17 protein-coding genes are annotated in these 20,529 nt (G+C 65.8%); 8 read left to right on the top strand and 9 right to left on the bottom strand.

All coding sequences use genetic code 11. The features are described from left to right. Genes QX073_RS24985 through QX073_RS24955 form a run of 7 tightly spaced genes read left to right on the top strand, consistent with a single transcriptional unit; the run spans nucleotide 1 to nucleotide 7,042 of the window. Nucleotides 1-1,023, top strand: coding sequence for a xanthine dehydrogenase family protein molybdopterin-binding subunit (locus tag QX073_RS24985; RefSeq protein WP_315717446.1), 1,023 nt, complete (start codon nucleotides 1-3; stop codon nucleotides 1,021-1,023). 6 nt (nucleotides 1,024-1,029) lie between these two features. Next, nucleotides 1,030-1,911, top strand: a complete 882-nt coding sequence (locus QX073_RS24980) for a MoxR family ATPase (RefSeq protein WP_315752535.1) — start codon at nucleotides 1,030-1,032, stop codon at nucleotides 1,909-1,911. After that, nucleotides 1,908-3,026: a VWA domain-containing protein gene (locus tag QX073_RS24975; protein WP_315752536.1), complete on the top strand. Its 1,119-nt coding sequence runs from the start codon at nucleotides 1,908-1,910 to the stop codon at nucleotides 3,024-3,026. The genes QX073_RS24980 and QX073_RS24975 overlap by 4 nt, the downstream gene beginning before the upstream one ends. Continuing rightward, the gene (locus QX073_RS24970; RefSeq protein ID WP_316202750.1) at nucleotides 3,023-3,910 is read left to right on the top strand and encodes an amidohydrolase family protein; all 888 of its coding nucleotides are present in this window, start codon (nucleotides 3,023-3,025) and stop codon (nucleotides 3,908-3,910) included. The genes QX073_RS24975 and QX073_RS24970 overlap by 4 nt, the downstream gene beginning before the upstream one ends. A 39-nt stretch (nucleotides 3,911-3,949) precedes the next feature. Further along, on the top strand, nucleotides 3,950-4,798 hold the full coding sequence (locus QX073_RS24965; RefSeq protein ID WP_315717450.1) for an MBL fold metallo-hydrolase: 849 nt from the start codon (nucleotides 3,950-3,952) through the stop codon (nucleotides 4,796-4,798). 18 nt (nucleotides 4,799-4,816) lie between these two features. Further along, entirely contained in the window at nucleotides 4,817-6,412 is a 1,596-nt protein-coding gene (locus QX073_RS24960; protein WP_316226540.1) for an isochorismatase family protein, read from the top strand. Between the two features lie 3 nt (nucleotides 6,413-6,415). Then, nucleotides 6,416-7,042, top strand: coding sequence for an NAD(P)H-dependent oxidoreductase (locus tag QX073_RS24955; protein WP_315752539.1), 627 nt, complete (start codon nucleotides 6,416-6,418; stop codon nucleotides 7,040-7,042). Between the two features lie 106 nt (nucleotides 7,043-7,148). On the opposite strand, the gene QX073_RS24950 is transcribed toward QX073_RS24955, so the two are convergent. The 7 genes from QX073_RS24950 to QX073_RS24920 are packed head-to-tail and all read right to left on the bottom strand — an operon-like array spanning nucleotide 7,149 to nucleotide 16,070. Beyond that, entirely contained in the window at nucleotides 7,149-8,147 is a 999-nt protein-coding gene (locus QX073_RS24950; protein ID WP_316226539.1) for an FAD:protein FMN transferase, read from the bottom strand. Next, nucleotides 8,144-8,701: a nitrous oxide reductase accessory protein NosL gene (locus QX073_RS24945; protein ID WP_315717454.1), complete on the bottom strand. Its 558-nt coding sequence runs from the start codon at nucleotides 8,699-8,701 to the stop codon at nucleotides 8,144-8,146. Before QX073_RS24945 ends, QX073_RS24950 begins: the two co-directional genes overlap by 4 nt. Further along, the gene (locus tag QX073_RS24940) at nucleotides 8,698-9,528 is read right to left on the bottom strand and encodes an ABC transporter permease (protein ID WP_316170908.1); all 831 of its coding nucleotides are present in this window, start codon (nucleotides 9,526-9,528) and stop codon (nucleotides 8,698-8,700) included. Before QX073_RS24940 ends, QX073_RS24945 begins: the two co-directional genes overlap by 4 nt. Beyond that, on the bottom strand, nucleotides 9,525-10,445 hold the full coding sequence (locus QX073_RS24935; RefSeq protein ID WP_316226538.1) for an ABC transporter ATP-binding protein: 921 nt from the start codon (nucleotides 10,443-10,445) through the stop codon (nucleotides 9,525-9,527). The genes QX073_RS24940 and QX073_RS24935 overlap by 4 nt, the downstream gene beginning before the upstream one ends. Then, nucleotides 10,442-11,830, bottom strand: a complete 1,389-nt coding sequence (locus QX073_RS24930) for a nitrous oxide reductase family maturation protein NosD (protein ID WP_316226537.1) — start codon at nucleotides 11,828-11,830, stop codon at nucleotides 10,442-10,444. Before QX073_RS24930 ends, QX073_RS24935 begins: the two co-directional genes overlap by 4 nt. Before the next feature lie 3 nt (nucleotides 11,831-11,833). Beyond that, nucleotides 11,834-13,759 (bottom strand): TAT-dependent nitrous-oxide reductase, encoded by a 1,926-nt coding sequence (gene nosZ / locus QX073_RS24925; protein WP_315717460.1) that lies wholly within the window; start codon nucleotides 13,757-13,759, stop codon nucleotides 11,834-11,836. 10 nt (nucleotides 13,760-13,769) lie between these two features. Further along, nucleotides 13,770-16,070, bottom strand: a complete 2,301-nt coding sequence (locus QX073_RS24920; protein ID WP_410052388.1) for a 4Fe-4S binding protein — start codon at nucleotides 16,068-16,070, stop codon at nucleotides 13,770-13,772. 209 nt (nucleotides 16,071-16,279) lie between these two features. Here QX073_RS24920 and QX073_RS24915 point away from each other — a divergent pair, with 209 nt between their 5' ends. Next, on the top strand, nucleotides 16,280-17,149 hold the full coding sequence (locus tag QX073_RS24915) for a ferritin family protein (protein ID WP_316184733.1): 870 nt from the start codon (nucleotides 16,280-16,282) through the stop codon (nucleotides 17,147-17,149). 79 nt (nucleotides 17,150-17,228) lie between these two features. Here QX073_RS24915 and QX073_RS24910 read toward each other — a convergent pair whose 3' ends face one another. Further along, nucleotides 17,229-18,347, bottom strand: a complete 1,119-nt coding sequence (locus QX073_RS24910) for a hypothetical protein (RefSeq protein ID WP_316184407.1) — start codon at nucleotides 18,345-18,347, stop codon at nucleotides 17,229-17,231. Between the two features lie 230 nt (nucleotides 18,348-18,577). Then, complete coding sequence (locus tag QX073_RS24905; protein ID WP_316170901.1) at nucleotides 18,578-20,455, bottom strand: alkaline phosphatase family protein; 1,878 nt, start codon at nucleotides 20,453-20,455, stop codon at nucleotides 18,578-18,580. Between the last annotated feature and the right edge of the window lie 74 nt (nucleotides 20,456-20,529).

Genomic DNA, 20,529 nt, shown 5'->3' with positions numbered 1-20,529 from the left:
ATGACGAGGCACCGCGGCCGCGGCATGGCGGCGATCAACTATCCCATCGGCATGAATCTCGGCGGCGATCCGAGCCAGGCGCTGGTGCATTCCAACCCCAGCGGCAAGTTCACGGTGGCGCTGTCGTCGATCGATCTCGGGCAGGGCATGAAGTCGGTGACGCGGCAGATCTGTGCCGAGACGCTCGGCGTGCCGGTCGAGGACGTCTATGTCGACACCGCCGATTCCGACACCGGACCGCATTGCATGGGCTCGTTCGCTTCGCGCGGCACCCATCGCGTCGGCAATGCCGTGATGGCGGCGGCCAAGGAGGCGCGTGGCGTCATGATGGAGGCCGCGGCCGAGGAGCTCGAGGTCAACGCCAGCGATCTCGAAACGGATGGTCGCGGCAACATCCACGTCAAGGGCGCGCCGCATCGCTCGATCTCGGTGAAGGACGTCGCCATCGCCGCGCAGTTCCGCCAGGGCAAGACCATCTCCGGCCGTGGCATCTTCCTGGTGCCGCTGTCGGAGGTGGATCCCGAGACTGGCGAAATGTCCCCGGCGACCTGCTACGCGCATGCCTGTCTCGTCGCCGAGGTCGAGGTCGATGACGAGACCGGTGAGGTCGGCGTGGTCAGGATGGACAGCGCCTATGAGCTGGGACGCGCGCTCAATCCCCGCCTCGTCGAGCAGCAGCTGGTCGGCGGCGCCTGGATGGGCATGAGCCACGCGCTCTACGAGACGACGGAGCCGTACTACCCGGACCCGAAGCAAGGACCGCGCGACTTCGTGGAATACCTGATGCCGGGACCTGGCGACATCTGTCCGCACGACATCGCCGTGCTGGAGCGGCCGGCGCCCGACGGACCGTTCGGCGGAAAGGGCCCTGGCGAGATGTGCGCCAATCCGGTGCTTCCTGCCATCGCGAATGCGATCTTCAACGCCGTCGGCGTGCGCCTCGACGAACTGCCGATCACGCCAGAGAAAGTGCTGCGCGCGATCAAGGCCCAGGGCGGCGCCCGGCCGCAGACGCGGCGGTGACGCAGCATGGTGGTCCGCAGCAACATCGTCGGCATTGACTCGCCGCAGGCGCTGGAAAAGGCACTGCGCGCGGCGTACTACCTCGCCGATGACGGGCTCTCCACCGCGGCCTATCTCGCGCTCGCGCTGGGCAAGCCATTGCTCTTGGAAGGCGCGCCCGGCGTCGGAAAAACCGAGGCGGCGAAGGCGATCGCCGCGGTGCTCGGCCGCAAGCTGATCCGCCTGCAATGCTACGAAGGTATCGACGCTGCTGCGGCGCTCTACGAGTGGAACTATCCGCGCCAGATGCTCGCGATCCGCCAAGCCGGCGAGGAGAGCATCGACATCTATGGCGAGAGCTTTCTGATCGAGCGGCCGATGCTGGCATGCCTGCGCGCGCCTGATGCGACCGTGCTGCTGATCGACGAGATCGATCGGGCCGACCAGGAGTTCGAGGCGTTCCTGCTCGAATTTCTCTCCGATTTCCAGATATCGATCCCCGAGCGCGGTACGGTGCGCGCCGCGGAGCGGCCGATCGTGGTGCTGACCTCGAATCGGACCCGTGACCTGCACGAAGCGCTGCGCCGACGCTGTGTCTATCATTGGATCGATTATCCCGATGCGGAGCGCGAGGCGCGCATCGTGATGATGCGGGCCTCCAGTGTTGCCGAAGCGACCGCGCGGGCCGTGGTGGCTGCAGTGGCGAAGCTGCGGCGCGAGCCGCTGAGCAAGGCGCCCGGGATTGCCGAGGCGGTCGATTGGGCGGAGGCGGCGACGTTGCTCAACCAGACCGGCGCGCGCTGGCCCGATGCGTTCAAGCGCGCGATTGGAGTCGCGCTGAAGGATGAGGAGGATCTGTCCTTCATCGCGCCGCGGCTCGACGCGCTGCTCGCGGAGACGATGACATGAGCGAGCCCCGCCTGCCGCAGGCGACCGAGATCTTCGTGACATTCGCTGCGCTGTTGCGGCGAAACGGCTTCGCAATTGCGCCGGAGCAGACCACCGCCTTCCTCGCTGCGATCGAACTGCTGGGGCCTGTCAGCATCGAGGATATCCGTCGTGCCGGGACTGCGACCCTCGCGCCGCCTCCCGAGCGGCTCGCGACCTACAATCTGCTGTTCGACGTCCATTTTGGTGTCGCCGAGGCAACGGCCTTCAGCGAGAGCGACAGGCAGGACGATGTCGTGCGTCTCCAGGAGGAAGGGGACGGCGCTGTCGATCCCGATCTCGCCGAGGAGCAGAACGAGTCCGGTCTGGCTGCGACGCGCGTTGAAGCGCTGGTCGCCCGCCGTTTGGCTGCGACGACGGGCGGCCATGCCCTGCAGCGCCTCGCGCGTCAGGCGCGTGCAAAACTGCCGAAACGGCGTGGCCACCGGCGCATGCGCGCGCGGCGCGGCAGCTTCGTGGACCTGCGCCGGACCCTGCGCGAGAGCATAAGGCGCGACGGTGAGGTGCTGTCGCTGCGGCGGCTGAACCGGCGACCTCGATTGCGACGATTGCTGCTGCTGATCGACGTCTCCGGCTCGATGAAGGCGCGGACCGAGGATAACATGCGGCTCGCCCACGTGCTGGTGCAGGCCGTACCCCAGGCCGAGGTGTTCACGCTTGGCACACGACTGACACGCGTGACGCGGCCCTTGCGGCTGAAGCGGCGCGAACAGGCGCTGCTCGCTGCCTCGCATCTCGTCAGCGACTGGGACGGTGGCACGCGTATCGGCGAGGCGCTGCAGGCCTTCCTCGCGGTGCCGCGGTTCTCGACCTACGCGCGGGGCGCCGTCGTGCTGGTCATCTCGGACGGGCTCGAGCGTGGTGACCATCACGTGCTCCGTGACGCCGTGTGGAGGCTGTCGCTGCGCGCCTGGCGCCTGAGCTGGCTGACGCCGCTCGCGACGGGGCCCGGCTTCAAGCCGCAGACCGAGGCGTTGCAGGCGATCGCGCCATTCGTCGACGACATCGCAGCCGGCGGGTCGGACGAGACCATCGTCGCGCATGTTCTGTCGCTGGCACAGAGGAGGGCGGCATGACCGGTTATGTCGATGCGCATCACCACATCTGGCGTCAGGCCGATCTGCCCTGGCTGGTCGGGCCGATGCAGCCGCGGATTTTCGGCCCCTATGAGCCGATCAGGCGCGACTACACGATCGAGGAGTATCTCGACAACATCGCCGGCAGCGGCGTCACGCAATCGGTCTACGTCCAGACCAACTGGGCCAAGGACGGCTTCGAGGACGAAGCCGCCTGGGTGCAGCGAACTTCTGAGCAGCACGGCTTTCCGCACGCGATCGTCGCCTATGCCGATCTGAGCGTCGAAGATGCGCGGCCGCAGTTCAACCGGCTGGCGCGCTATCCCCTGCTGCGCGGGGTCCGGATGCAGCTGCACTGGCATGAGAACCCGCTCTATCGTTTCGCTTCGTCCCCAGACCTTTGCAGCGATACCCATATCCGCGCCAACATCGCACGGCTCGCCGACTACGGCTGGTCCTTCGACCTGCAGGTCTTCGCGCCGCAGATGGCGGGCGCCGCAGCGCTCGCCGAGAGCTGTCCGTCGGTGACCTTCATCCTCCAGCATGCCGGCATGCTGGAGGATCTGTCCACGCGCGGTCGCGATCAATGGCGAGCCGGCATGCAGCGGCTGGCGAGCTGCAGCAATGTCGTCAGCAAGCTCTCGGGCCTCGGCACCTTCATTCGCCGCAACGATCCGGCGCATGTCGCCGACGTGGTGCGGGAGACGGTCGGAATGTTCGGCCCCGAGCGCTGCCTGTTCGGCTCGAACTTTCCGATCGAGAAGCTCTGGACCGACTATCGCGTACTGGTGGGGGCCTATGAGGCTGCCATCCGGGACCTCGACGAGCATGCGCGCGCGCAGGTCATGGGAGGGACGGCGCAGCGCGTCTATCGGCTGGGATGATACCGCCTGCAACGACAACAAAAGCAACAGGGAACGCTCATGGCGCTGGAAATCAAGGTTCTCGACTATGGTGACATCGAATTGGAATCGAGCTTCCTCGTGCTCGGCCGTGATTGCGGCCGCACCCGCCGGGTGCTGACGCTCGGCTTCCTGATCCTGGGCGGGCCGTATCCGGTCGTGGTCGATACCGGCTACCGCTCCAACCAGATCATGGAGACGCTGGGCATGCGCGGGCTGCAGTACCATGAGAACATGATCGAGAACCAATTGGCGCGGCACGGCGTGCGCATGGGCGATGTCCGCTACGTCTGCCACACCCATCTGCACATCGATCACGCCGGGAAGGACGATCTGTTCCCGATGAACACGACGGTCGTGCTCAACCGCCGCGAGCTGGAATACTCGGTGTCCGGCCTGATGCATCCGCAATATCCGGCGCCCGACATCAAGCATCTGATCGACCGGCTGCACACCAAGAGCGCGCTGCGTTTCCTCGACCTCGAGCTCACCGGTCCGGTGGAGCTGATGCCGGGCGTCTATTGCGACGCTGCGAATGCCCATACCGAAGGCTCGATGAACATCCACGTCCACACTGCCGATGGCATCGCTACCATCTGCGGCGACGTCATCTACGACTTCAACGACCAGATCGTGACGCCGTTCAACGAGATCCAGGATGGCGAGCCGCGCACCACCGGCAATCACGGCACGACAAAACGCGCCGAGAAGGCAGCGATCAAGAAGCTGCTGTCGAGTTCGCGCTATCTGCTGCCGGTGCACGATCGTCCTGCCAAGATCGAAGGCGGTGTGGTGGTGGGACGGCTGCACGACCAGGTGCCGGGGCCGCTGGTGCAGTCGCTGCCGCAGCGGCACTGGTTTCCGGCGTGAGCAGCACAAGGTGCCCCCATGACCCACGTGACGTTGCGCAGTGAGTTCGAAACTCTGATCGATCCGTACGCGCCGGTGGCGCAGGTCGCGACCGGCTTCGAGTTCACCGAGGGGCCGATCTGGCATCCCGTCGAGCAGTTCCTGCTGTTCTCCGACATGCCGGCTGATGTCCGCCGCCGCTGGGACGCCAAGCGTGGCGTGGTGGAGATGCGGCGGCCGTCGAACAAGTGCAACGGCATGACCTATGATGCCGAGCTCAATCTGATCGTCTGCGAACACGCGACGTCGTCGCTGGTGCGCGAGCGTCCCGACGGCCGCCGCGAGATCCTGGCATCGCATTTCGAGAACCAGGAGCTGAACAGCCCCAACGACGTGTGCGTCCACTCCAGCGGGACGATCTACTTCTCCGACCCGTGGTATGGCCGCATGCCGGTCTACGGTGTGGAGCGGCCGCGCCAGCTCGGCTTCCAGGGCGTGTACCGGGTGCCGCCGGGCGGCGGTCCGCCGCGGCTGCTGGTTGACCGCCATCTGTTCGACCAGCCCAACGGGCTGTGCTTTTCCCCGGACGAGAAGCTGCTTTACGTCAACGATACGGTGCAGGCGGTGATCCGCGTGTTCGACGTCGGCGGCGATGGTGCGCTGGCGAACGGGCGCGTCTTTGCCAGCGGCATCCGCTCCGAGCTCGAGCCAGGCGTGCCCGACGGCATGAAATGCGACCAGCGCGGCAATGTCTGGGTCACCGCACCCGGCGGCGTCTGGGTCTATGCGCCTACGGGCGAACAGCTCGGCAAGGTGCGCGTGCCGGAGCTCGTCGCCAATCTCGCCTGGGGCGGTCCCGAGTTTCGCACGCTCTATCTCACCGCGACCCATTCGGTCTATGCGATCGCGACCAAGGTCGGTCCGCGCCACGAGCCGTATATGAGCGCGCGAAGTCGAGGGGCGTCAACGGCAGGTCTGGCGATGTCCAGCGCGACGTCCGCGCCATCGGCGCCGCAGCTGGCATCTGGTGACATGCAGCTCGATCCGCGCCGCTGCGCGATGATCATCCAGGATCTGCAGAACGACGTTATCATGGACGGTGGCGCCTTCGCGGATTCCGGCGCGCCCGGTCATGCCAAGCAGCAGCGCGTGGTCGACAATGTCCGGCGGCTCGCCGAGGTCGCGCGTGCGCGCGGCGTCGTCATCGTTCATGTCTGGTTCGTGGTCGAGCCGGGCGCGCCCGGCGTGACCTTGAACGCACCGCTGTTCGAGGGGCTGGTCGACAGCAAGGCGATGGTGCGCGGCAGCTGGGGCGCGGCGCCTGTCGCCGGCCTGGAGCCGCGCAGCGGCGACTTCGTGGTCGAGAAGATGCGCATGAGCGCGTGGGAAGGCACGCGGCTCGAGACGATTCTCAAGGCCACCGGGCGCGACGTCCTCATCAATACCGGCGCCTGGACGAACATGTCGGTGGAGCACACCGCGCGCACCGGGGCCGACAAGGGCTATTTCATCGTGGTGCCGGAGGATTGCTGCTCGACGATGAACGCGGACTGGCACAATGCGTCGATCAACTTCGCCATGCAGAATGTTGCTGTCGTGACCACGGCCGACGCGGTGATCAGGGCGCTGGGGTGAGGCATGCCAAAGCTGCTGCATCTCGTCGCCTCGCCGCGGGCAGATTCGGAATCCAGCGCCGGCGCGCGCGCCTTCCTGGACCGCTTCAGGCAGGCGCGGCCGGGTTGGGACGTCGACGAGATGAATCTGTGGCGCGAGAGTCTGCCCGAGTTCGACGGCGAGATCCTGCAGGCGAAATATGCCCGCATGGGCGGCCGCGCCTTCACCGACGGCCAGCGCCGGGCCTTCGCTGTGGCCGAGCGCATGGCGGTGCGGCTCGATCTGGCCGAGCGCGTCGTGATCTCGACGCCGATGTGGAATTTCGGCATTCCCTACAAACTCAAGCACTGGCTCGACATCATCAATCAGCCGGGTCTCACCTTTCGCTTCGATCCGTCGCGTGGCTACCTGCCGCTTCTGAAGGATCGTCCGACGCTGGTGATCCTCGCCAGCGGCGGCGACTTCACCACCGGCATCAGCCGGGGGCGTACCGACCTCGCGACGCCCTATTTGCGCGAGGCGCTGCGCTTCATGGGCCTTCGCGACCTGCACTTCGTGGCGATCGGGCCGACCAGCGGGCCGGCGGCGCACACCGGCGTGGCGCGTGAGCGGGCGCACAGGCGGCTCGTCGAGATGGCCGCGCGATTTTGACGAGGCAGCCGCGCCAGCGCGCATCAGGTCCTAGCAGCAAGCGGTGCAGCCTTCGACCGGCGACCGTTATCCTCTAGCCGCGCTCTCGACTGATTCGGCAGCTAATTCAAGCGACAAGCTCGACTGTCGCTCCGGTCGCGTCGATCAGGTGGACACGTTCGACCTCGGTGCGGGGCAGCAGGGCACGAATCTCAGGCTCCGACATCAGGCTGAAAGCGGTCGAGAGCGCGTCTGCCGCCGTTGCATTGCCGGCGACCGTGGTCACGCTGCGATAGCGCTGCGCACAGCCGCCGTCGTGCGGATCGAACAGATGATTGAAGCGGCCTCGCGGATCGAAGCGGAAGCCATAGGCGCCCGATGTCGATACGGCGCGATCGATGATCGGAAGCAGTGCAGCGGTCCGGTCGGGAATGTCCGGATCGGCGATTGCGATCTCCCAGGGCTGAGCGTCCGGCCGCGCGCCGATGGCGCGGGCTTCGCCCATGTCGACCAGGCTGTGCTGCACGCCCTCGCTGCGCAGGAGCTCGACGATCCGGTCCGTGACATAGCCCTGCGCGATGCCATTGAGGGTGAGCGCCATGCCGCGCGGCATGACGATGCGATCGCGGCTGACGCTCAGCCGCTGATGGCCGACCCGCGCCAGCGCCTCTTGCACGGCCGCTTGCGGCGGCCCGTCGGGATTGGCATCCGGGCGCGAAAAATGATCGGCATAGAGCGTCCACAGCGGTTGCACCGTCGGGTCGAAGCGGCCGTCGGTCATCGCGGCGTAGCGCTGCGAGCGTGTGAGGATATCGACCAGCTCGGGCGCGGGGTCCACCAGCACGCCGGTGCGGTTCAGCGTCACCAGCGCCGATTGCTCCAGATACAGGCTGAACAGGCGCTCGAGCCGCCGGGCTTCGCCGATCGACACCGTGATCAGCCGTTCGGCTTCCTGCCGGTCGCGGTGATGAAGCTTGATCGTGGCGACGGCGCCGAGCAGCGTGCCGCGCCATTCGACCGATGCGCTTGTGCTGTCGGCCGCTTGCGTCCTGGAAGGAGCAACCGCGAGGCCCGCCAATGCGGCGCTGATGCGGATGAAGCGCCGGCGCGAGAGGTGATGTGTCATCGCTGGACTCCCGTGGTTTGCTTCGAACCCGGCTCGGCCAGACCGGCGTTGTCGTCGGCCGAGCTCAGCACGTAGTCGCGGGGCACCTCGGTGAAGCCGACGATGCGGCCGCCGTGCTCGGCAGCGAACCGCTCGGCCGCGGTCCGATCCGAGAACGGCACCGCCTCGTCGCTGCCCATGCCGCTCCTGACCCGGCTGCCGATCACGAACACCGCCTTGCGCGCCTCGACCCAATTGTCGGCGCCCGGATTGTCCCAGCTCGCGGCTTTGCCCATGTCGGAGACGTAGATCGCCTGGATGTCCTTGGGCTCGTCGGGCAGCATCGTGAAGGCGATGGCGTCACGCGCGGAGGAGAACCACACCGGTTCGATCAGGCTGGCGGCGAAGATCTGTCCCTTGGGGCCAGAATGCTCGAGCAGATTCATGCCGCAATAATGCCCGATCGCCTCCGCCGTCAGCTTGATCGGCGGCGGCGGCGCGGCCGCCTGCCTGTCGTTGCAGGCGGCAAGCGCAAAGGCGGCGATGAGCAAGCCGGCGAAAGCGAGGCGTTTCATAGCTCCCTCCGGGAGAAGGCCAGCGCGGCGCCGGCGAGCGGCACCAACGTCCAAAGCACCAGCGCTGTGAGCAACACCTGCACCGACAGCGTGCTGCTGCCGGCGAGCCCGGCCATGCCGGAGAACAGGCTGACATTGGCGAAGCCGGTCAGGTTGAACAGCCGGTAGGCGTCGGTCGGGTTGAGCAGCAGCAGCGCGCTGAGCACGCCGCTGGAAACGTTGCGGCCCTGATCGATCACGAGAAGGCCGAGCAGCGCCATGTCGTAGATCAGGACGAGCACGAGCCACAGACCGATGCTGACCCCCGCTGCGGTGCCGCGGTCGCGCACCACTGCGCTGACGAGATAGCCGATCGCGACGAACACCGCGCCAAGCAGAACGGAGGAGCCGATCATCGCGGCGAAGGCCGCGAGCCCGTCACTGTCGAAGTGACTGCCGGCGATCAGCAGCGCTACGGCAGCGGCGCCATAGCCGAGGCAGGTCGCGAAGGCGAGCACCGCGAGATGACCGAGGAACTTGCCGAGCAGCACCTGCCAGCGCGCCACGGGATAGCTGAGCAGCAGCAGCATGGTGCCGCGCTCCATGTCGCCGACGATGGCGTCGTGCGAGATCAGAAGCGCGATCAGCGGGATCAGAAAGATGGTCAGGCTCGACAGGCTGACGATGACGACGTCGAGCGCGCGCGCGCCCACGGTGCCGGTCGGTGCGCTGCCGAGAAAGGTCAGCGACAGCGCGAGCCCTGCCAGCAGCAGGGTCGACGCCAGCACCCAGCGGTTGCGGATCGCCTGCTGGATTTCCTTCGCGGCGATGGTGATCACGGCATTCATTGCGAACGCTCCGCGTGGCGCAGGAAATGCGCGTAGAGCTCGTCGAGATTGGGCGGGATGAGCTCGAGATCCTGCACGGCGGTGCCGTCGGCCGTCGCACGGCGCAGCAGAGCGATCTTCTCGTCCGGCGCCGCGTCGATCTCGACGATGTGGCCATTGACCCGACGATAGGAGGTCGTCTCTGGCAGCCACGAGGGCCGGCCGGATGGCGGCAGCTCAGCGACCTTGACCCGGATCCGGGTCGGCAGTCGCGCGAGGCGGCGCAGTTCGTCGAGCGTGCCGTCGGCGACCTTGAGTCCCTTGTTCATGATGATGACACGGCCGGCCCGCTCCTCCAGCTCGGTCAGCGCATGCGATGACAGCAGCACCGTCGTGCCCTCGGCGGCGAGCTTCTGGATCACCTCGTAGAACGTCTGGCGCAGCTCGGGATCGAGACCGGTGGTCGGCTCGTCCAGCAGCAGCACGCGTGGCCGGCCGATCAGCGCCTGTGCCAAGCCGAGGCGCTGGCGCATGCCCTTCGAGTAGGTATTGACGCGGCGTCCGGCAGCGTCGCCCAGCCCGACGACATCGAGCAGCGCCAGCGCGCCCTTCACAGGCTCGCGCTTGAGGCGGGCGTAGAAGCTCTGCGTCTCGCGGCCGGTGAGCGCGGCATCGAAGGCGACGTTCTCCGGCAGGTAGCCGAGGCGGCGCCGCGAGGAGAACTCGCCGGCGGCTGGATTTTCACCGAGTACGGCAATGGTGCCGCGGGTGGGGCGGATCAGCCCGAGCATCATCTTCATCAGCGTCGTCTTGCCGGCGCCGTTGTGGCCGATCAGCGCGACCATCTCGCCGGCGGCGAGATCGAACGAGACGCCCCTCACGGCTTCGACCTTGCCGTAGTGCTTGATCACGTCGGCGACATGGATCGTCGCGGTCATCGGGGCCCGCTTTCTGCAGCGGCGCGGCGCGCCGGCGGCGATATCAGGGGATGGCGGTCGACGACTCCGCCGGGCAGGATCGCGGGAAACTGCGCCTGCGCCCAGCGGATCACCTGCACCGCCGGGCTGTTGATCAGGACCTTGGCGGCCGGCGCGGTCCACAATACGCGGTCGATCAGATCATTCGGCCGATAGGCGGTGTCGGCAATGCCGTCGCCGTTGAGGTCGAAGCCCGGGTTGTCGCTCCAATAATTGCCGCGGCCGTCTTTCGACCAGTCGAGATGGCGGGTGCCGACATACTTGATCTGGCTGGCATTGTTGACGAAGGCATTGCCCCTGATGTCGTTGCCCTCGGAGCCGGCGGTAAAGTGAACGCCGATCTCGCACCCTTCGAACCAGTTGTCGGTGATATGGTTGTTGTTGGTGTTGTAGATGAACACGCATTTCTCGGGACCGGGACGGGCGCCGGCGGTCGGCGTGGCCGTGCTCGCATCGGCCTGCGGCACGCCTTCGTCGGTGCCGCGGTTCTCCGCGGTGGCCCAGCGCTCTGCCGGCTGCAGCCCACCGATCACGCTGTTGCCGGCGATCTGCGAGCCGTTGGCCGCGTTGAACAGCAAGCCGCGGTCGCGGTCGTGATCCGAGACGTTATCCCTCACGACGAGCGCCTTGGAGAACATCATCGCATAGCCGATGATGTTGCGGGTCGAGACGTTGCCGGAGATTTCGCTGTCGTTGGTGTACATGAAGTGGACCGCGAAGCGCAGGTCGCTGAAGCGATTGCCGCTGAAGACGTTGTTGCGGCTGGTGATGGCGAACACGCCATCGCGGCCGTACCGGAATTGGTTGTCGATCACCTTGGCGCCCGGCGCGTTCCAGACGGAGACGCCGTTGCCGGTGACGCCGCCGCGCGTCGCGCGCAGGCCGATGATGCTGTTGTGACGGACCATGGCGTTGGCTGATCCGTGCAGATAGATGCCGAACAGATTGCCTTCAATGCGGTTGTTCTCGATCACTGCGTCGTGCGCGGCCTGCTCGACGAAGATGCCGGAATCCATCTTCTCCAGCGCGCGGCCGGATCCGTCGATCGCGAGGCCGCGAATGACGGTACCCGGCGCCGCCACGGTGATGACGCTGCCCTCGCCACCACCGCTGATCACGGCGCCCGGAGCCCCAGCCAGCGTCAAGCGGTGGCTGATCCGTAGCGGTCCGCGATAGGTGCCGGTGGCGAGCGCGATCTCGTCGCCGTCGGCGGCGCGGTCGAGCAGGGCCTGCAGGTCGGTGTTGTCAGCTCCGACCTGCAGAGTCGCCGCCCGGGCGTAGAAGGGCAGGCCGGCGACGACGAGCGCCGCCAGCCCCAGAGTCTTGATATGGCGCATGCGCCGCATCCCTCACGCGTTCCGCGGCGAGACCAGCATGCGTCCGCGCATTTCCATGTGCATGGCGTGGCAGAACCATGTGCAGAAATACCAGTACACGCCGGGCTTGTCGGCGATGAACGTCACCGACGAGGTCTGCTGCGGATCGATCTCCATGTTGACGCCGTAGTTGACGATGCAGAAGCCGTGCACCAGATCCTCGACGTCGTCGATGTTGGTGACATAGACCGTCACCTCGTCGCCCTGCTTGACCTCGAACTTTTCGAGCGCGTAGGCGGGCGCGCTGGACCACATATAGACGCGCACCTTGTTGCCGTCGCGGATCACCTTGGCGTCGCTCTCCAGCGTGACGCCGTCGGCTGCGGCCTGCTTGCGGGCGTCGGCGAAGAACGGGTCGTCGCGTTTCCAGATCGAGGTCACGCGGCCCTCGAGCTTGGAGCGGTGCACGATCACGGCGTCATGCGGCTCAGCGAAGCTCGGGCCGTCATGCACCAGCTCCATCTTGTCGCCGGAGATGTCGATCAGCTGGTCGTTCTCCGGCTTGAGCGGGCCGACATTCAGGAAGCGATCCTTGGAGAACTTGTTCAGCGACAGCAGCCATTTGCCGTCGGCTTCCTTGGTCTCGCCCATCGAGGCGTGGTTGTGGCCCGGCTGATAGTGGACGTCGAGCTTCTGGATGATGGGGTTGACCTTCTCGCCCTTGAAGGCGCGCTTGGCGAGATCGAGGCTCCATTTGCAGACCTGGCTGTCAAGGAACAGCGTAGTGTAGGCGTTGCCCCGGCCGTCGAAGGCGGTGTGCAGCGGCCCGAGGCCGAGCTCCGGCTCGGCCACGACGACGTCGCGCGGCTTGATCTTGTCGTCGAACAGGTTGTCGATCAGGCGGACGTCGATCACCGTGACCGTCGGCGCCAGCTTGCCATTGGCGACGACGTGGATGCCATCGGGGGCCGTGTTGAGGCCATGCGGACTGTTGGAGACCGGCACGTAGCGCGTGTAAGGCGATCCTTTGCGGCCGTCGATCACGGGAACGCCGTTCATCTCCTTGAAGTCGCCCTTCTTGACGGCCTCCTCGATGCGCTTGATGTTGAAGATCGTGACCCAGTCCTGTTCGCTTGCCGTCATCTCGGCCAAGGTGACGCCCTTCTCCGAGTTGTAGCAGGTCGAGAACGCATATTTGCCCTGGTAGTCGCAGTCGGTGTTGTCGAGATTGCCGTCGACGATCACCTGCCAGGCGACCTTCATGGTGTCGCCGTCGACGGCCGAGAACATCGACCAGTATTTCGACTTGTCGTCGAGCACCTTGCCGTCGTTCGGCAGCGGCACCTCATATTCGCCGTTGCAGAAAACGTAACCGGTGCGCGGGAACTTCTGCGGACGCATGCCGTGGATGGTGTACTGGTTCGGCAGCTCGATGATCTTGTCGCATTTCATCACGTCGGTGCGAATGCGGGCGAGGCGGGTGTTGGCCTTGTCGTTGATGAAGATGTAGCGGCCGTCATATGTGCCGTTGGTGAACGACATGTGCGGATGGTGGCAGTCGCCGTTCATCCAGATGCCGAGCCGGTCCTTGAGCCGTTCGCGCGTCTCGGGCAGCAGCCCCTCGGTCATGATCTTGCGGCTCTCGTTGGTCTGGCCCCAGCCGGTGGCGCTGCACCGGTTGAAGACCGGAATGCGCATCAGCTCGCGCATCGAGGGCATGCCAACGATCCGCAACTCGCCGGTCTGGCCGCTGGAGAAGAATACATAGTACTCGTCGAGCTGGCCGGGCGCGACCTCCGCCTTGCCGGCGCCTTGCGCCGGTCGCGACTGTGCGGCGGCCGGCGTGGTCTCGACGCTCTTGCCGAGGCCGATGCTGCCGGCAACGCCGGCCGCGCCGAGCGCGGCGGTGCCGACGATTTGTCGGCGGCTGAGTTTCGTCTGGTCGTCGTCGTGCGCCATCGTCGTCTCCTTATGATGGATGAGTGAGATCGTTGGATTGAGCCGGCGCCGTCGTCGGCCGACCGGCATGGGTGATCACGGTCTTCGGACCGGATTTGGCGGCGCGCATCGACGGCGATGACATCGCCTCGAACTTCTCGCGCTTGAGCCGGACCTGGATCATGTGCGGACAGCGCTGATCGTCGTAGTAGAGCTCCTGGCAATGCATGCAGTAGATGCATTCATTGACATTGATGTGTCCCTCGGGATGGATCGACTGCACCGGACATTCCTTGGCGCAGCGCTGGCAGGGCGAGCCGCACTCCTTCCAGCGACGCAGCCATTCGAAGGTGCGGATGCGTCCGGGAATCGCCAGCGCGGCGCCCAGCGGGCAGAGATAGCGGCAGAAGAAGCGTTCGATGAACAGGCCGATGCCGAGCAGCGCCGCGGCATACAGCACGAACGGCCAGCTGCGCGAGAATTTCAGGATGATCGCGGTCTTGAACGGCTCGACCTCCGCGACCTGCTCGGCGAGCGCGACCGAATAGAGCGACAGGCCGAACAGGCCGAGGAAGATGATGTATTTGATCGGCCACAGCCGCTCATGCAGCCCCCAGGGCACCGTGATCTGCGGCACCTTGAGCCATTTTGCCACTGTGTTGGTCAGCTCCTGCAGCGCGCCGAACGGACAGAGCCAGCCGCAGAACGGCCCGCGGCCCCAGAACAGCAGTCCAGCCGCCGTTGCCGCCCACAGGATGAAGATCAAGGGCGCCGCGAGGAAGAACTCCCAATGGAAGCCGGTCAGCAGCGCGTTGACGAAGGTGACGACGTTGACGACCGAGAGCTGGGCGTTGGCGTACCAGCCGAGCCAGACCAGCACGAACAGCAGATAGGCGCGGCGCACCCAGGTGTAGAGCCGGGGACGGCGCACCAGAACGTTCTGGAAGAAGAAGATCCCTGTGAGCGCGGCCAGCGCCAGCGCGGTGATGCCGATGGAGACCGTCTGCGAGCGCCAGATGCGCATCCATAACGGCTCCTCGGTGTCGTCGGCGACCGGTTGCGCCGTGGTCGGGGCGGGACGTGCGGACGTCGCCTTCGCTGCCGACACAGCGGGGCGCGTCTGCTGCTTCAAGTAGGCGTCGGGCACCGTGTAGTCGACATCGAATGTCAGGAACGCCTTGTCGTGGCTGCCTGTGCTTCGTTGCACCAGGAGCTGGAGCTGCCATGGCTCGGTCGGGTCGAGCGTGAATTCGGGCGGCGTGACGAACAGTCCGATCTCGCGCAGGGCAGGGGCGCCGGCGGCGGCCAGCGCACCGAGTCGCATGTGGTTCTTGTCGCGGAACCGCGTGCTTCCGCCCTCCTGCAGCACCTCGATACGGTCGAAGATGCCGCCTCGGACATAAGCGGAGCCCTTGAACGAGTAGACGCCGTCGCCGGCGACGACGATCGCCTGCTGTCCGGGCTGCAATCGCTGCTTGAGTCGCTGATAGCCCTCGTCGCCGAGCAGGCTGCGGCCGATCGTGGGCACGCTGGCCATGGCCACATAGAGATCGATGAAGGTGTCGCCGGCATCGCCGGGCTCCGGATTTTGCGCGGCCGCCGCATTGCCCGACTTGGCGAACGCGTCGTTGACGTCGCCGATGCTGAGATGCAGGCGCCGCACCGAGCCGTCGCCGAGCAGGCTGCTCCAGTCGCGGATCTCGCTCTTGTCGGGATCGACCGTCTTGGTCACGCCGGGCTGCGCTGCGGCGGCGCTCGCCGCTGAGCCGGCGCCGATGCGGCCGCTGCGGATCAGGCGCGTGGCGGCGCGCACGATGCTGTCGTGCATCACCAGCACGGTGACCGTGGCACCTGAGACGATGTCGGCCTGCGGCGCATGTTCCGCGCCTTGCGCAATCGGCATCATGTCCTTGCCGAGCAGGCCGTTGAGTGCGGCAACGATGCGTGGCTGGGGAATGCCGATCAGCACGATGGGCTCTTTGTGATCGACCAGCTTCAGCCCGGTGATGACGCCCTTGGGATCGATGCCGACGAGGATGTGGATCGGCTTGCCCGAATAGCCGACGGAATTGGCGAAATCGGAGTTGAGATAGACGTAACCCTTGAGCTGATCGCCGCGATACACCGGCATGATCGGCGGCTCGCCTTGCGGCTCGCCGAAACGATCCGCATCCGGGAACAGCTCACCCGGCGTGATCTTCGAGAGGTAGGTTGCGAGATCGCCGGCCGCATGTGCTGCGCGCGGGGCCGCGATCGCGCAGAACCCGATGAGGATTGCTACCAGGATAGCAGGCATGCGCCACCGATTGGTGGCGACATCACTCGCAACCATGATCACCTCAAGCGGAACGGACGGCCCGCGAAGGGGCCGTATTCCAGTCAGGACTGTTTCGGGGAAGGAAGGATCGTCGCCATTGACAATCCCTGAGCAAATAGAGTCGGGTTAAATTGACTCCTTATCGTGCCGGTTGTCTAGTGGGTCGCAATCCGACGGACGTTGCGCTGGATCAAACAAGCCAGGACAATCAGGCGGACCATCATATGTTGTTGACACGCACGCTCTCGCTCAAGTCGGAACCGGCCGGGAACCTGCATTCGATCGACGAGCTGTTCGCGCTCGCCAATGCGATGGAGCAGGAGGCGGCCGATCGCTACGACGAGCTGTCCGGAGAGATGCAGCGTCAAGGCCGGCTCGATCTGGCCGCTGTCTTCGCGAGGCTGGCCGCGGCCGAGCGCGAGCATGTCGACAGTGTCGCGCAATGGTCGCAAGCGCGAACGGGGCGTGCCCCCGATGCGTCGCTGGTGCGCTGGCAACCACCGGAGACCTTTGAGCCTGGCGTGGCACGCGAAATCCAGGACTCGCGGCTGATGACGCCGTACCGCGCGCTGTCGATGGCGGTGCGCAACGAGGAGCGGGCCTTCGCGTTCTGGTCCTATCTTGCGGCATTTGCCGATGATCCCGAGGTCAAGAGGGCGTCCGAGGCGATGGCGCGAGAGGAACTCGGTCATGTCGCGACGCTGCGCAAGGAGCGGCGCCGTGCCTATCATCTTGAGACCGACGCCAGGCGCGCGGCGTCGGTGGCGTCGGACGCCGGCACGATCGACGCCGGCCGGCTGGAGCGTCGACTCGCCGAGTTGCTCGACGCGATGGCTGCGCGCGCCGCTGGCCGCCCGGCGGATCGCGTGCGCGAGCTTGCGCAGGAAGCCGCGGCAATGGCATCGGAGGTTGCGGACCTGTTGCGCCTGCCGGCTGGGCTCGCGCAAGCCGATGCAGCCGTGCTGGCGGAGGCGCTCGCGGACGCGTATCTGGAGCATGCGGAGCGAGCGACCGAACCGGACCGGCTCGATCTGATGCAGCGGCTGGCGTCGCAGGCGATCGCCCGGCTGGCCTGGCTGCGGTCGCTCGGTTGAGTCCGACTCCAGAACTCCGCGAAAGAGGCGAAAGACAAGGGTCGCCCAGCCAAGCTGGACGACCCGATCATCATGAGGCTCAGTTGCGGGTCGGCGCCGGCACGGCGGTGCGGTTCGCTGGCACCGTGACGGGCTGGAAGGAGAACACGTCGCGACTGAGCGGATCGACGGTCACCTTGAGCCAGCGCACGTCGTTGTTGCCGTTGCCCTGATTGTCGCCGAACGTTTCGACGCGAACGAAGTTCTCAAGCCGCTGGCCGGCACTGTTGAGGAAGGGCTGGTCGATCCGGAAGTAATGGGAATCGCCGTGGACGTAGGCGACCGGCTTGCGGAACGCCTCGACTTCGGTGCGCAAGGCGGTCAGAAAGCTGACGAAGCCATCGGGCTGCCCGTCGGCTTCGGCGAGCGTCCTGGGATCGCGGAGCGGCGCGCGCGTCGGATCGGCCTGGTCCCAGCCCGGGTTGCCCTGGGTGATGAACATCACCGCGGCGGAGTTGCGCCTCTTGGCTTCCGCGAAGGTCTGTTGCATCCACAGAATCACGGCCGCGTTGCGCGCGTTGTATTCGTCCGGATCGGGATTTGTGTCGCAGAGATTGTTGCAGGATCCCTGGATGTTGAGGGTCGCGTAGGTGACCCGGCCAACGGTCCAGCGGCGATTCTCGACGCAGCCGACCTTGGTGCCGTTGGCGCTCAGACACAGCGGATCGGTCTGCACCTCCTGGCGCAGCTTGCGCTGGCCGAGCGAAAACGGCGTCGAGAAGAACACCTTGCGCTCGTAATCGAGCCGGTCGCGCGAGTTGAAGCCGCCATTCGAGGGGCGATCGCAATCGACCCAGTCGTTGTCGCCCGGCGTGAACATCGCGGGCGCCTCGAGGCTGTTGAAGAAGGCGAGCGCCTGGGCGTAGAGGCCGGCGTCGCAGGCGGAATTGGAGCCCTGCTTCAGGTCGCCATCGTGCGCCGTAAATTTCAGCCGATGGGCGTTCATGTCGGCGATCAGGTTGGGGACGCCGACGGTGGCCTGCAGCGTGGAGTAGGGCAGGTCGCCCCACAGCCCGATGGCGTAGCTGTCGTCATCGTCGTCGAAGCCATGGTCGTGCGCGAGGCTCGGCGCGGCAGCGGAAAACGCCAGCAAAGACACCGTGACGGACAATGCGAGCAATTCATGAAAGGCAGATTTGAAAGATGATCGAAGTGACATTCTGCAAGATCCCCCAAGACCTCGGTTGCAACGCGCCGCTTCGTTCAAGCGGCGGCGGGACGATGCGGAGGCTCGATAACGGGGGCGTGACGATCGGCTGACAATCCGCTGACGGCGTCACGATGTTGCAAATCGGTGCACGATCAATCTCGTCGCCGCGCACAATGCGCAGATGGCCCGCCGCAACGTGTGCGGCGGGCTGTTCTTGACAGCGGCAGACTCCCGGTCGATCAGCGGTCGTCGCCGTATCCGTGCTCACCGTGGTCGTGATGATGCCAGCCGCCGTCGTGATCGTGATCGCCATCGTTATCGCCGAAGGCGAACAGATTCATCAGGTCGCCGATCGCAGGACGGTTCTTCGGCACATAGCGGTTGTCGTCCCGGTCATGGATCGGATTGGGGAGTCGGTCGCGGCTGACGGCGGAGATCGTGGGCAGCCGCCAGTTGCGCTCGATGAATTTCAGCAGCGAGACGTGATCGTAATAGGTGTGGTCGACATGACCCTTCTTGGCCAGCGGCGAGACCAGGATGAAGGGAATGCGGGTGCCGTCGCCGAGGAAGTCCACCGGCTGGACATAGCCGGAGTCATAGTAGCCACCGCCCTCGTCCGTCGTGATGAAGATCGCGGTCTTGGCCCAGAGCTGCGGGTTGGCCTTGACGCGATTGATCAGGGCCTCGAGGAATTTTTCGTAGAGGTCGGTGGTCGAATCGGCGGGATGCCCGGCGAGCGCCTCGAACGGACGCACGAATGACACTGCGGGCAGCGTGTTGTTCTGCACGTCCTTCACGAAGGCGCCGTAGTTCTGCAGCTTGGCTTCCTCGGCGGGGTTCTTCATGATGTTGTTGAAGCCGGTGAGCGGGTCGCAGATGCCGCAATAGGAGTGGAACAGCAGCGGCACGCCGTCGACGCTCTTGGCGAAGGTGGTGGCATCGTCACCGCGGTCGGCGCTGTAGTATTTCCAGGACACGCCTTTTGCGGTCATCACGTCGGCGATGGTCGGCGCGCTCTGCGGCGGCAGCACGAACTTGTCCGAGCCGAGGGCATTCGGCTTGGCGCTGGTCTGGTTCCAGAACATGCTGTAGTTGTTGACGAGATAATAGTGGTTCGGCGCGCAGTTGTTGCTATAGACGCCGTTCTTGAAAAGCTGCTCGTTGACGGCGGCGACGCCGGGCGCGCTGGGGTCCGAGCAATTGACGTAGGAGCCGCCGCTGTAACCGTCCTGCTTGTAGTAGTTGTTGGTGCCGGGAACCGGATCCGGGTTCTCGATCTGGTTGGCGTAGGGCACGGCGGGGGCGCCGTTCAGCGTCTCGGGATTGGTGAAGAACGCGGCGTGGCCGGTCACGAGCGCCTGGAAGTTGGCTCCGGTGCCGCCCATGATCGCCTGATGATAGTTGTCGCTGATCGCATACTCGTCGGCGAGCTGCTTGAAGAACGCTGCGTCACCGGGCTGGGCCTTGCCGGCGGCGTCGGTGAACGGGTTCATATTGTAGAAGCCCATCGAGATGGCGCCTTCCATCGGGTTGAACCCGCCGGCCGGATAGGGCTGACCGTTCGAGCCGGTGCCGATGGTCTGCTCGACCCACACGAATTTGTCGTGCTTGCCGCCGTCGATGTCCTGCCACATCTGGAAGAAGCGGTGCACCGGATCTCCGGTGTAGGCGGCATAGGAGACGTATTTCGAAATCTGGTACGGGCCGTTGGGAAGATTGGCCGGGAAGCGGGTGTCGAGGACGTTCTGCGGCAGGCCGATCCCGTAGGTGGTGTAGGGCTGCGGAAGTGTCGCATAGGCGCCGGTGGACGCGGTCTCGGCAGTGTAGCGAACCTCGTCGCGGCCGATCCGTTGCTCCGCTTTCTTGAAATGCCGGCCCGGCGTGCCGTCTTCGTTGACGATTCCCTTGCTGAGCAGATTGTCGATCGTCTGACCCGCCTTCGGCTTGTAGGTGCCGAACAGATTGTCGAAGGTGTGGTTCTCGCCGACGATGATGATGACGTGCTCGATCGGGGTGCTGGTCGCCGCCCCGGCGAAGGCTGGTGCGACGCTGGTCGCCGTGAAAACGGCGGTGGTCGCAAGGGCGAGCGCCTTGGACCGAGTGACTGTTCTGGTCATGAGATCTCCGGACGGAGGAGGGTGGTGGCGCGCATGCTGATGGCCGCTTGCCTGCGACGATCTATCGCGGCAAC

The sequence above is a fragment of the Bradyrhizobium sp. SZCCHNS3052 genome (assembly GCF_032484495.1).
GTDB lineage: Bacteria > Pseudomonadota > Alphaproteobacteria > Rhizobiales > Xanthobacteraceae > Bradyrhizobium.
The sequence above is the reverse complement of the archived record's forward strand: the minus strand, read 5'-3'. Positions and strand labels throughout refer to the sequence as shown.

Coding starts and splice junctions, on each gene's coding strand:
- QX073_RS24985 (WP_315717446.1), top strand. CDS start 1: ATGACGAGGCACCGCGGCCGCGGCATGGCGGCGATCAACTATCCCATC.
- QX073_RS24910 (WP_316184407.1), bottom strand. CDS start 18,347: ATGTCACTTCGATCATCTTTCAAATCTGCCTTTCATGAATTGCTCGCA.
- QX073_RS24960 (WP_316226540.1), top strand. CDS start 4,817: ATGACCCACGTGACGTTGCGCAGTGAGTTCGAAACTCTGATCGATCCG.
- QX073_RS24945 (WP_315717454.1), bottom strand. CDS start 8,701: ATGAAACGCCTCGCTTTCGCCGGCTTGCTCATCGCCGCCTTTGCGCTT.
- QX073_RS24915 (WP_316184733.1), top strand. CDS start 16,280: ATGTTGTTGACACGCACGCTCTCGCTCAAGTCGGAACCGGCCGGGAAC.
- QX073_RS24950 (WP_316226539.1), bottom strand. CDS start 8,147: ATGACACATCACCTCTCGCGCCGGCGCTTCATCCGCATCAGCGCCGCA.
- QX073_RS24975 (WP_315752536.1), top strand. CDS start 1,908: ATGAGCGAGCCCCGCCTGCCGCAGGCGACCGAGATCTTCGTGACATTC.
- QX073_RS24930 (WP_316226537.1), bottom strand. CDS start 11,830: ATGCGGCGCATGCGCCATATCAAGACTCTGGGGCTGGCGGCGCTCGTC.
- QX073_RS24980 (WP_315752535.1), top strand. CDS start 1,030: ATGGTGGTCCGCAGCAACATCGTCGGCATTGACTCGCCGCAGGCGCTG.
- QX073_RS24965 (WP_315717450.1), top strand. CDS start 3,950: ATGGCGCTGGAAATCAAGGTTCTCGACTATGGTGACATCGAATTGGAA.
- QX073_RS24940 (WP_316170908.1), bottom strand. CDS start 9,528: ATGAATGCCGTGATCACCATCGCCGCGAAGGAAATCCAGCAGGCGATC.
- QX073_RS24935 (WP_316226538.1), bottom strand. CDS start 10,445: ATGACCGCGACGATCCATGTCGCCGACGTGATCAAGCACTACGGCAAG.
- QX073_RS24905 (WP_316170901.1), bottom strand. CDS start 20,455: ATGACCAGAACAGTCACTCGGTCCAAGGCGCTCGCCCTTGCGACCACC.
- QX073_RS24920 (WP_410052388.1), bottom strand. CDS start 16,070: ATGGTTGCGAGTGATGTCGCCACCAATCGGTGGCGCATGCCTGCTATC.
- nosZ (WP_315717460.1), bottom strand. CDS start 13,759: ATGGCGCACGACGACGACCAGACGAAACTCAGCCGCCGACAAATCGTC.
- QX073_RS24970 (WP_316202750.1), top strand. CDS start 3,023: ATGACCGGTTATGTCGATGCGCATCACCACATCTGGCGTCAGGCCGAT.
- QX073_RS24955 (WP_315752539.1), top strand. CDS start 6,416: ATGCCAAAGCTGCTGCATCTCGTCGCCTCGCCGCGGGCAGATTCGGAA.